The following is a 12,094-nucleotide window of genomic DNA, read 5'->3' as shown; positions in this document are numbered from 1 at the left end:
ACTTAACCCCACAAGAAGTAAACTATTTACAAGAGGTTTTAATTAATCATGATAATAAAAAATAGCAGAAGCATACCCACTTTCAGGATCATTATTACTCCACCAATCTTCTCTTATTTCTGAAAAATAATTATAATTATCAGCTCCTGCCTGAGACTGCAGCGGATAAATAACTTTGCCCTCTTTCCTGTAGGCTTTATCAGTATCTGTTTCTGGCACCACTACTACTATATGCCCGGATTTATTCAAAACAATTCTTTTGGCACAGATGATTCCTACACCACCATTAGCATTTACTTTCTCTTGAAGTTCATTAACATCAGCGATTCTTTCCCATCCAAACTCATTTCCGGATTGTAAAAACCAATCATAGATGTAATTTGAATAAAAAGGCCTTACCGTTTCATCAAAAATAACAGCCACTTCGTTCCCTTTCTCCAGTTGCTCAATTGCCTTATCCGTCCATCTCAATCTGGGAATATAGACCTTGGCAAAAAAGCAATAATCAAAAGTATAAATATTACAATAGGTATCCGATGCGTCTTTCTGATACCGAAAACTTTTTGAAACATCCAGTGCAGTGATGATGTTGCGAATTGACGTCAGTTTAGACTCAAGACTAGTTAAATCCCTAAAAGGAATTGAAGGATCACCAATAGGTTTGTACGTTTCCTCTTTACTGTCCAGACTTGCTCGTGCACCCAGTTCAAAATTAGGCACTTCAATATCCGTACTTTTTTCAGTGGTTTCATCTACGAGCTCAATATCTTTTGATAATACAAAACCCTCTTTTTCAGTGTTCAAAAGCTTTACTTTCCACCAATCTGATGCAGTTTTTTCAATTAATTTAACGGTATGTCTAAACGGTATTTTTATTAAAATTTTGGAATTATCATGCGTTGCCGGAAAATCTCTTAGATTTAATGACGGGGTAGCTACTCTATATTTCATACTAATCAGTTTCTTATAAATGATTCTACTGCCAAAATACTAAAAACAACTAAGAAAGTATCACCAGAAGCCGTTAATTTAAGATTTTTTTTAGAAACTAATAGTCTCCAATAACAATAAGGAGCGCTATCTAGCCTGTAATAAAGAGTGTGCACATTCTGGACATGCTAACTTTACTAGCATAAAAAGCTAAGAATAAAAACCTTAATTTTAACTTATGAAACAAGTGCGAAAAATTTATGACCGAGTTCTTAAAGAGAAAGCAGTTCAATTGAGTTATGAGAGACATAATATCTCCGAACTTGCCAGAGAATTAGGTATAACTGCTTAACAGTTATATAAGTGGCGAAAAGAGTATGAAGAGTTCGGACAAGGAAGTTTTCCAGGTAACGGCAATTTAAAGCAAACGCCAGAACAGGAACGAATTTCTGAACTTGAAAGAAAACTAAAAGATGCGGAACTAGAGCGAGATATATTAAAAAAAGCAATTGGCATCTTTTCCAAAAACGGTCGATGATTTATACTTTCATCAGAAACAATGAAAAGATATTTCCGATTGAAAAGATGTGTAAAGTATTGCAAGTTGGTCAAAGAAGTTATTATCAATGGAAAAGTTTTATGAATGTAAAATTAAAAACAAACAATTATTCTTTTAAAACATTTTTTTAATTAAGTTATTATTAAGAGTTTTGTTAATAAAAAATTAATATTTAATTAAATTAATAAAATAATCAAACAATCTTAATAATGTAAAAGTATATGTTTTTTCTTAAAAAAATTATAACAAAAACTTATTTTTTTATTTAAAATGATACCCGTACTATTAATTAACCGTCTTGCAAAGAATATTTATAACATACAAAAAGTCATATTACAGTCATTTATAAATGTAGTTTTTAGGCAACCAATAATTAATTACGGCTTACTACTTATTAACTATCTTATTACCAAGACCTAAAAGCTGATTTAACAAAAACCTATGTTATAATTTTTATATAAAAACAATACTCTAACGCCAAAATTAATTTTGAATAGCCAAAAACTACTTGTTGATAATTTAGATGATTCTGTCCTTTGGAAAGCTTTAAAATCAGGAGACGAAAAGGCTTTTTCATCACTTTTTAAAAAGTATTACAGTCATTTAGTGCGATATGGGAATTCGTTTACTCCTTTTCCTGAAAAGGTACAAGATTGTGTGCAGGACGTATTTACAGACGTATGGGTTTACAAAAATTCCCTTAATGATAATGTTGTCGTAAAAGCTTATTTGTTATCAAGTGTCCGAAAACGTATTGCCAGACTTCACGAAAGAGACCATATTTTCAGAAAGTCCACTACTGTAGATTTGATTCCGTTTACTTTTGATTTTACCATCGAGGATATTCTTATCGCTGATGAATCTATGGCTATCAAAGTTTTAACACTCAACCAGCTCATCAATAATTTACCAGCACGACAGAAAGAGGCTTTATATCTGCGATACCATCAAGGACTAAGCGTTGAACAAATTGCAGAACTACTCGGAGTTAATTATCAGTCAGCAAACAATTTGATTCACAGGTCTTTACTAAATATTCGTAAAAATTGGAAAGAAAATAAGTCTCTTCTTTTTTTATTGTTATCTCAAGTATTTTAAATTTTTTGAAAAAATTTAGAATTAAGTGAGTATCAATTTAAAAAAATGTCCTCTTTCCTTTTATAACCCATTTTTATTCATGCAAAACCGTAATAATTATATTGAAATAGGCGAATTTTTGGCCGATGAATCCTTCAAAAGATGGGTACTACAACAAAACGACCAACAAAATTGGGAGCTTTGGACTTTGGAAAACCCCGTAAGAGCTAAATTAGTTGAAGAAGCGCGCGTATTGATTTTTGCAATGAAAGTTCCCGCAGACGATTTATCAGCTGATGCAGTTCAGACTGCTTTGGAAGCTACTTGGCATAAAATTGAGAATAAAAAGAAAACCACTCGCAAAACCAAAGTGTTGTTTTTAAGAAACAATTGGATTAAAGGCATTGCAGCAACACTTGTATTTGGGCTGATATCAACTTGGTTTTATCATAATTTTTTTAATGCCAATGATGGAGAGCTTAATTATAATGAATTAATTAAAGAGAATTCCGATGGCCTGTTAGAGCAAACAAACAACTCCAATAAGTCCCAAGTTATAATCTTGTCAGATGGCAGTTCGGTTTTATTACAACCAAAAAGTAAATTGAGTTATCCTAAAATATTTGTCGGAAACGAACGGAAAGTTTATCTGTCTGGTGAAGGTTTTTTTGAAATAAGCAAAGATGCTAAAAAACCGTTTTTGGTTTATTCAAATGAAATAATAACTAAAGTTATAGGAACAAGTTTTAGAATAAAATCCTATGAAAACGATTCTAATGTGGAGGTAATAGTTAGAACAGGTATTGTCAAAATCCATTCCAATAAATCTGCTTTTAATTCAACAAAGAAAGAAGTGATTTTATTGCCTAATCAAGCACTTCGTTATGGTAGAAAAACCCTTATATTCAATAAAATTACCAATATAACACAAGATGAATCATTAACTAGTGCTCTTGGTGACGTAGAAAAATTAAGTTTTGAATTTACCGATATTCCAGTAGTCCAAATTTTTAGAACTATAGAGCAAGCGTATTTAGTAGATATTGATTTTCCAGAAAATAAGTTAAAAGAATGTCATATTACTACTTCACTAACTGACCAGCCCTTATCTGAAAAATTAAAAATAATCTGTGAAAGTATTGGAAATAACACAACGTATCAAATGAATGGTAACCAAATTAGTATTCAATCAATTGGTTGCAACTAAATTACAATTTATATTAAATTAAAAAAAGCGCCGAAAATGCTGTAACATTTACGACGCCGTAAAAAATCAATTGATCTCCTGTAAAAGACAATTGTAATGTTTCGCTAATAACCAATTAAAGTATTAACCAAAAAACCAAAATTATGAAAAAAACTGTAGTAAAACAACGACGACGCTATTGTATCATAAAGTTAACATTATTCCAATTTGTTTTAGCTCTCATTTTTTCTAATGTAGTATTGGCAGATAGTGGTAAAGAACAAAGAAAACTTGACACTAAGGTGACAATTAGCTTGACGAATGTGAGTCTGGATGATGCTTTATTTAAACTTGAGAAATCAATACACGTTAAGTTTTCTTATAATTCAAGAATGACTCAGTTAAAACAAAAAGTGGACATAGAAGCCACTAATGAATTATTATCCAGCGTACTTTCACGCATTTTAAAACCACTTAGCATTAAGTATGACGAAATAAACAATCTGATTGTACTACAAAGAGAGAGCATTTCGATGATAAATACAGCGACAGAAAGTTTGGATCAGACAGAAATTAAAGCAATAGCTGCTATTATAATAAAAGGAAAGGTAGTTGATGAAAAAGGATTAACGATCCCAGGAGCTAATGTTCACGTTAAAGGATCTACTATTTCGGTTCAAACAGACATTGATGGAAGTTTTGTTATTGAAGTGCCTTCTGTAAGATCCGTTTTAGTAATATCATTTATTGGGATGGAAACCAAAGAAGTTAATTTAGGAAGTGGTTTTCTTACTGTCGTTTTAAAAGAGGAAGGACAAAGCCTTAATGAAGTTGTAGTTACCGCTTTTGGTATTCGACGCAAAAAAAACACGCTTCCTTATGCGGCTCAACAAATAAGTGGTGATGATGTCAATAAAACGCAAGTAGGAAACGTTGCAAGTGGACTATCCGGAAAGATTTCAGGTTTACAAATAACTCAAGGTAACTCTGTAGGAGGATCAGTAAATGTTGTAGTTAGAGGAAATAAATCATTGACAGGAAACAATCAAGCATTATTTGTAGTAGATGGAGTTCCGGTGGATAATTCGAATACAAATTCAGCGTCGCAAAGATCAGGGGCAGGCGGTTATGATTATGGTAATGCAGCGGCTGATATTAATCCAAATGATATCTTATCGATTAACGTGTTAAAAGGAGCCGCAGCCTCAGCACTTTATGGTTCAAGAGCAGCAAATGGGGTAATAATGATTACCACCAAAAAACCAAAAAACGGGCTTGGAATTTCTGTAAATAGCGGAGTTACGGTTGGCAATATAGATAAAACAACATTTGTAAAATACCAACAAGAATATGGCGCTGGGCGTTCAATTCCTCAGGATAAAGATGGGTTTCTATTTTTTGATGCTAATGCTGATGGAATTAAAGACTTGGTAGTACCTACATTTGCGCCACGTTCATGGGGTCCACGTTATGACCCAAATTTATTAGTATATGATTGGGAAGCATTTGATCAGGCATCACCAAATTATCAAAAACCAAAACCTTGGATTGCACCTAAAAACGGACCGGACAGTTTTTATCAAACCGCTATTTCTACGAATCATAATGTTATGATTGATGGATTAGTTGCTGACAAAGGTTCTTTTAAAATTGGATATTCCAGAAATGATGAAAGAGGCGTATTACCAAATGCAAGTGTTTTAAAAAACATTGTAAATCTTAGTGCTAGTTATAATATAACAAACAAACTGGTGGTAAGTGGATTAGTAAATTATTCCCAAGTTGATGGCAAAGGAAGATATGGAACAGGTTATGATAGTGGAAGGAATGTGAATAGTAATTTCAGACATTTTAATCAGACTAATGTTGATGTTTTAGAATTAAAAGATGCCTATTTTAGAAATAGAAAAAATATTACTTGGAACTGGGCTGATCCTACAAAACTTACCAATTTAACTCCCGGTTTTTCAGATAATCCATATTGGGTTGTTTATGAGAATTATCAAAACGATACTAGAAACAGGGTCATTGGAAACGCAACAATCACCTATAAGGTTACCGACTGGCTAGACCTTTTAGGCCGAGTTTCAGTAGATACCTATTCAGAAATGCAACAGGAAAGAAGAGCCGTGGGAAGTGCTGGAATTTCATCTTATTCTCGTTTTGATAGAAATTTTAATGAAACTAATTACGATTTATTGGCAACAATAAATAAAAAATTAAATGACGATTTCAGTCTTAATGCCTTAGCTGGTCTCAATATTAGAAGAAATACAATAAGTTCAATTTTTTCTCAAACTGCAGGAGGTTTAGTTGTTCCAAAACTTTATGCCGTTTCTAATTCAAAAGGAACTGTCCCTGCAGCGATTGAATCGTATCAACCAAAAGCAGTAGATGGTGTATTTGGTGGCGTAACAATAAATTACAAGGAATTACTTCTTTTAGATGCAACCTTGCGTAGGGATAAATCTTCAACCTTGCCTGAAGAAGCAAATGCATATAATTATTATGCCGTTTCCGGCAGTTATATTTTTTATAATCATCTTCAAAATTTACCCTGGTTATCTTCTGGAAAGCTTAGACTAAATTATGCTACTGTTGGAAATGATGCCGCTTGGGGAAGTCTAAGAGATGTGTATGATAAGCCAAATCCTTTTGATAGCACATTGCTTTTTTCTTTACCTAATACTAAAAACAATAGTGCATTAAAACCTGAGAATACAATCAGTAAAGAAATTGGCTTAGAAATGTCCTTTTTTAATAACAGAATAGGTTTTGATGCCTCTTATTATCATACTAACACAGTAGATCAAATTATTCCTGTAGCTGTTTCTACTGCTATAGGTTACTCCAGCAAATTTATTAATGCCGGTGATATTGAAAACAAAGGTATCGAAGTTTCTATATTTGCAACTCCGGTAAAAGGCGCCGATTTCTCTTGGAATGTGAATTTAAATTTCACAAGAAATCGTAATAAAGTTTTATCCTTATACAACGACAGTAAAAACTTGCAATTAGGAACTTTCCAAGGTGGAGTTAGCTTAAATGCTTCGTTAGGTAAACCTTATGGCGAATTACAATCGGTGACTTATGAAATGTTAAATGGGGAACGACTTATAAAGGATAACGGTTTATATCAATTTACAACTACTACCTCAAATGTAATTGGAAATGTTAATCCAGATTGGATTGGTGGCTTGAGTAATAGTTTCAGATATAAAAATTTTAACTTAAGTTTTTTAATTGATGTAAAAAAAGGAGGTCAATTATTTTCTTTAGACATGTACTACGGTACAATGTCGGGTATTTTACCCGAAACTGTTGGGCTTAATGATCTTGGAAACCCAAAACGAGATGCTGTTGCCAATGGAGGAGGTATAATTTTGGCAGGAGTTACAGCGAATGGAGAACCTAACACAAAAAGAGTTACTATAGTTTCAGGCACTAGTGGATATCTTCCTCAATCAAATTTTGTATATGATGCGAGTTTTGTTAAACTTCGCGAGGTAGCGATTTCATATTCTCTTCCAAAAAAAATAATGTCAAGAATTAAATCTATAAATGAAATAGAATTTTCGTTGACTGGAAGAAACTTATGGTTAATCCATAAAAATGTTCCCTACGCTGACCCTGAAGAAAACTTATCTTCAGGCAACATACAAGGCTATCAAAGTGGATCTTACCCTACAGTACGTGCTATTGGGTTAAACGTAAAAGTAAAATTATAAACTTACAATCATGAAAAAAAGATTTATTTCAATAGTAGTATTGGTGTTACTAATTAGCGCCTGTACAGACGACATTACTCGTTTTAATGATGAAACTAAACGGGCTAGTGAAGTCCCTCCGGGTAGTTTATTCTCAAATGCCGTTAAAACATTGTCAGATGGCTTAGCCTCAGCCAGTGTAAATGTTAACATCTTTCGACACTTTGTAAATCATTGGGCTCAGGCTGTTATTCAGGAAGAGGCACAATTTAATTATGTCACAAGGTCGATTAACGATGCATGGTGGACTAGAATGTACAGAGATGTTTTGAATGATTTAAAAGAAAGTGCTCGTATTATAACAAATGATGTTACTTTAAATCCGACTATAAAAACAAATCAATTAGCAATTATCGATATCATGCAAGTGTACACCTTTAACATTTTGGTGACTACTTATGGTGATATTCCTTACTCCAAGTCGTTAGATGATCAGCTACTTTTCCCAGTTTATGATGACGCCAAAACTGTTAACAAAGAATTAATGATCCGATTGGAAAATGACATAGCCAAGTTAAGTATTAGTGCTCCTGGCTTCACATCGTCAGAAGATATTATTTTTCAAGGTTCTGTAGCAAAGTGGATTTCTTTTGCAAACTCTTTACAGGTAAGAATGGCTATGACAATATCTGACGTAGATAATTCATTAGCGAAAACAGCCTTTGAAAAAGCCAATCCAAATGCTATTAACGCGATATCTAATAATGGTTTTGTTAAATATTTTACCGCAATACCTAATAATAATCCGTTGTATGATCAACTGGTGTTGGCCAATCGCACCGATTATATTGCAGCAAAAGATTTAATGGATGTTCTGAATAGCTTTGAAGATCCACGTAAACCAGGTTTTTTTGGAGTGAATAATGTAGGCTTATACGTTGGAGGCATAATGGGCATCCCAAGTGATTATCCAAAAATGTCAAAGCCAAGTACTCGTGTAGCTGACCCTAGCGCGCCAAACGTATTAATAGATTACGTGGAAATGGAATTTTATAGAGCTGAAGCAAAAGAGCGTGGCTACAACGTAACTGGTTCTGCAGAATCTCATTATAATAATGCCATTAAAGCTTCAATACTATATTGGGGCGGTACTGAGGCAAATGCTGATAAATACTTATTAAGATCGGACGTTGCTTACACGACCGCTGCAGGTGGATGGAAACAAAAAATAGGTTTCCAAAAATGGATTGCATTATACAATCGCCCATTTGAAGGATGGTTGGAAGTTCGCAGATTAGATTTTCCAAAATTAACAATACCCGTAAATGCTTTTTCAGGTTATCCAAACCGGATGAAATATCCAGCAAATGAGCAACAGTTAAATGGATCTAATTATACGAACGCGGCTACAAAAATAGGTGGTGACAAAAGCGAAACTAAATTATATTGGGATATATTTTAATTAAAAATCAAACACAAATGAAAAATCGATTCCTATTTTTATTACTAATAGCAACAACATTTATATTTGCTCAAGACCGGTTAACGGGCAGGAATTTTGCTTCAAGATCTGAAGTTATTGGGCAACACGGAATGGTAGCATCCAGTCAACCCTTAGCAACACAAATCGGAATCGATATTTTAAAAAAAGGAGGTACAGCAGTGGATGCCGCAATAGCTGTAAATGCAGCATTAGGCTTGATGGAGCCAACAGGCAGCGGCATTGGTGGTGATCTTTTTGCGATAGTGTGGGATGCAAAAACCAAAAAACTCTATGGCTTGAATGCCAGCGGACGATCTCCAAAAGCACTAACTTTAGATTACTTCACTAAAAATAACATTACACACATTCCACCAAGTGGTCCCCTGCCGGTATCGGTTCCAGGTTGTGTTGATGGTTGGTTCGAATTGCATAATAAATTTGGAAAACTCCCTATGCAGGACATCTTAAATCCAAGTATAAAATATGCTGAAGAAGGTTTCCCAACTACAGAATTAATTGCTTATTATCTGCAAGTCACGATAAATAAATATATGAAACAGTACCCTAATATCAAGGAAACTTATACTGTAGATGGCAAATTACCTCAAAAAGGAGATATTATTAAAAACCAATTTTTAGCTAATACCTATAAAAAAATTGCCAAAGGAGGAAGAGATGCTTTTTATAAAGGAGATATTGCCAGAGAATCTGCTAAATTTATTCAAGCTCAAGGCGGATTTTTAGCGTATGAAGATTTTGCAACACACCATTCGGATTGGATTGAACCTGTCGCAACAAATTACAGGGGTTATGACGTATGGGAATTACCCCCAAACGGACAAGGAATGGCTACTTTGCAAATGCTTAATATTATAGAAGGTTATGATTTTAGTAAAATACCCTTTGGTAGCGCTCAACATTTGCACATTGTAAACGAAGCAAAAAAACTTGTTTTTGAAGATCGCGCTAAATATTATGCGGACTCAGATTTTATGAAAGTTTCTGTAAATGATTTATTATCTAAAGAGTACGCAACTGAAAGAAGGGATTTAATTAATCCTGACCGCGCAGGGACTTTTAAAGCTGGAAAAGAAAGCAATGGCGGTACAGTTTATTTGACTGTCGCCGATAAAGAAGGAAACATGATTTCTTTAATTCAAAGTAATTATAGAGGCATGGGATCTGGAATGGTTCCGCCAAAATTAGGTTTTATGCTTCAGGATCGAGGCGAATGCTTCAATTTGGCTGAAGGAACGCCAAATTCGTATGCCCCTCAGAAAAGACCTTTTCATACTATTATTCCGGGTTTTGTTACTAAAGATGGACAACCATTTATGAGTTTTGGTGTAATGGGAGGCGATTTTCAACCTCAAGGTCATGTTCAAATATTAATGAACCTGATTGATTTTGGTATGAATTTACAGGAAGCAGGAGATGCTCCAAGGTTTGAACACATTGGTTCAACTGATTTTACGGGCGAGCTGTCAACAGGCAAAGGCGAAATACTAATTGAAAGTGGTTTTGATTTTGAAGAAATAAACAAATTGATCAAGAAGGGACATAAAGTTGGCTTTGGCGGTTATTATGGAGGTTATCAGGCAATAATGTATGACGCCATAAGAAAAGTATATTTTGGCGCCTCAGAAAGCAGAAAAGATGGTGCGGCCGCAGGATATTAATTATCTTTTTTTAAGCAAGATCATACCTGAAACAACTTTTCTATAGTCGAATATTATAATTAATAGAAAAGATATTTATATTTTTTTACCCTAAACACATTCCCAAATCAATAAATTATTAATTTAAATTTTAAATGAAATGATAATTAAAAACGTATTTACTTTTTTTATATTTTTTGTTTTATCTGTCCAATGTGTTACTGCACAGACAGATTTTCCAGCACCAATTGAGGGAGATTATCTAATAAAAGATTTTACTTTTAAAAGTGGAGAATATTTAGACCAACTAAAACTACATTACACAACCATTGGGAAACCAACAAAAAATAAGAAAGGTCAAATTAACAATGCTGTTTTAATTATGCATGGCACCACTGGAAGCGGAAGCGCCTTTTTGAGCAAACAGTTTGGAGGCAATTTATTTGGAAAGGGTCAATTGTTAGACGCCACAAAGTATTTTATTGTTTTAACAGATGATATTGGACACGGAAAATCGAGCAAACCAAGCAATGGCTTAAAGATGGCATTTCCCAAATACAATTATGACGATATGGTTTTGGCAAACTATAGATTACTGACTGAACATTTGAAAATAGACCATCTTCGATTGGTAATGGGAACATCAATGGGCGGCATGCACACTTGGGTTTGGGGTTACACCTACCCTGATTTTATGGATGCACTAATGCCATTGGCAAGCTTACCAGCAGAGATTGCCGGTAGAAACCGCATTCAAAGAAAAATGGCTATTAAATTAATCGAAATGGATCCTGAGTGGAAAGAGGGTAATTATATTCAACAGCCACAACAAGGAATGACTGGCGCTATATTATCTCTGATGTTTATGGTGAGTAGTCCGTTACAATGGCAAATTGCAGCCCCAACCAGAGAGAAAGCAGAAATAATGATGGAAAATACTTTAGCCCGATATTCATCAACATTAGATGCTAATGATCTGATTTATGCTTTTGATTCCTCAAGAGATTACAATCCGCAACCTTACTTGTCAAAAATTAAAGCCCCTTTAATTGCTATAAATTCTGCCGATGATCAAGTAAACCCTCCTGAACTCGGATTAATGGAGAAAGAAATTAAAAACGTTAAAAATGGAAAATATATCTTATTACCTATTACAGATAAAACCACTGGCCATGGCACACATTCCAATCCAAAAATATGGGGTAAATATCTTAAAGAATTACTTAAAAAATCTGAACCCAAAATTAAGTAAAATTCAAGCTTTTAATATTGTTTTCCAGAAATCAAAACTTACTAAGGTAGATTTTAAGTTTACGATTTATGTTTCTTAACGGAAAACAGGAAAACACTTTTATGTTGCCTCCAAATTAGCCATATTGATTTCAAGTGAGTGAGTGCATTTGTTAATAGTAAATTTCACTAGTGTCCACTAAAAAATAAAACAAGTTCTTTGAAATTATTGTAAATCTGTATTTTAAGAGTCATTTTTGAGCG

7 protein-coding genes and 1 pseudogene are annotated in these 12,094 nt (G+C 33.8%); 7 read left to right on the top strand and 1 reads right to left on the bottom strand.

The genetic code is table 11. The annotated features are described in order from the left end of the window. Positions 1-42: 42 nt before the first annotated feature. The gene (locus EKL98_RS07740; RefSeq protein WP_126462479.1) at positions 43-951 is read right to left on the bottom strand and encodes an SH3 domain-containing protein; all 909 of its coding nucleotides are present in this window, start codon (positions 949-951) and stop codon (positions 43-45) included. A gap of 343 nt (positions 952-1,294) precedes the next feature. Here EKL98_RS07740 and EKL98_RS18550 point away from each other — a divergent pair. The 7 genes and pseudogenes from EKL98_RS18550 to EKL98_RS07710 form a co-directional block, all read left to right on the top strand. Continuing rightward, a pseudogene (locus tag EKL98_RS18550) lies at positions 1,295-1,468 on the top strand (hypothetical protein); the annotation flags it as partial. Between the two features lie 510 nt (positions 1,469-1,978). Then, positions 1,979-2,587 (top strand): RNA polymerase sigma factor, encoded by a 609-nt coding sequence (locus tag EKL98_RS07735; RefSeq protein WP_126462483.1) that lies wholly within the window; start codon positions 1,979-1,981, stop codon positions 2,585-2,587. 79 nt (positions 2,588-2,666) lie between these two features. Further along, positions 2,667-3,773, top strand: coding sequence for a FecR family protein (locus EKL98_RS07730; protein WP_126462486.1), 1,107 nt, complete (start codon positions 2,667-2,669; stop codon positions 3,771-3,773). Positions 3,774-3,916: 143 nt separating this feature from the next. Then, a complete protein-coding gene (locus EKL98_RS07725; RefSeq protein ID WP_233589390.1) occupies positions 3,917-7,480 on the top strand; it encodes a SusC/RagA family TonB-linked outer membrane protein in 3,564 nt (1,187 codons plus the stop codon). Between the two features lie 10 nt (positions 7,481-7,490). Further along, entirely contained in the window at positions 7,491-8,921 is a 1,431-nt protein-coding gene (locus EKL98_RS07720; protein ID WP_126561971.1) for a SusD/RagB family nutrient-binding outer membrane lipoprotein, read from the top strand. 17 nt (positions 8,922-8,938) lie between these two features. Then, positions 8,939-10,621 (top strand): gamma-glutamyltransferase, encoded by a 1,683-nt coding sequence (ggt, locus tag EKL98_RS07715; RefSeq protein WP_126561970.1) that lies wholly within the window; start codon positions 8,939-8,941, stop codon positions 10,619-10,621. 139 nt (positions 10,622-10,760) lie between these two features. Further along, complete coding sequence (locus EKL98_RS07710; protein ID WP_126561969.1) at positions 10,761-11,852, top strand: alpha/beta fold hydrolase; 1,092 nt, start codon at positions 10,761-10,763, stop codon at positions 11,850-11,852. The last annotated feature ends 242 nt before the right edge of the window (positions 11,853-12,094 follow it).

It is taken from the genome of Flavobacterium bomense, from assembly GCF_003970355.1.
Note: the sequence above shows the minus strand (reverse complement) of the source record. Positions and strands in the feature narration are given on the sequence as shown.

Coding starts and splice junctions, on each gene's coding strand:
- EKL98_RS07740 (WP_126462479.1), bottom strand. CDS start 951: ATGAAATATAGAGTAGCTACCCCGTCATTAAATCTAAGAGATTTTCCG.
- EKL98_RS07730 (WP_126462486.1), top strand. CDS start 2,667: ATGCAAAACCGTAATAATTATATTGAAATAGGCGAATTTTTGGCCGAT.
- EKL98_RS07725 (WP_233589390.1), top strand. CDS start 3,917: ATGAAAAAAACTGTAGTAAAACAACGACGACGCTATTGTATCATAAAG.
- EKL98_RS07720 (WP_126561971.1), top strand. CDS start 7,491: ATGAAAAAAAGATTTATTTCAATAGTAGTATTGGTGTTACTAATTAGC.
- ggt (WP_126561970.1), top strand. CDS start 8,939: ATGAAAAATCGATTCCTATTTTTATTACTAATAGCAACAACATTTATA.
- EKL98_RS07710 (WP_126561969.1), top strand. CDS start 10,761: ATGATAATTAAAAACGTATTTACTTTTTTTATATTTTTTGTTTTATCT.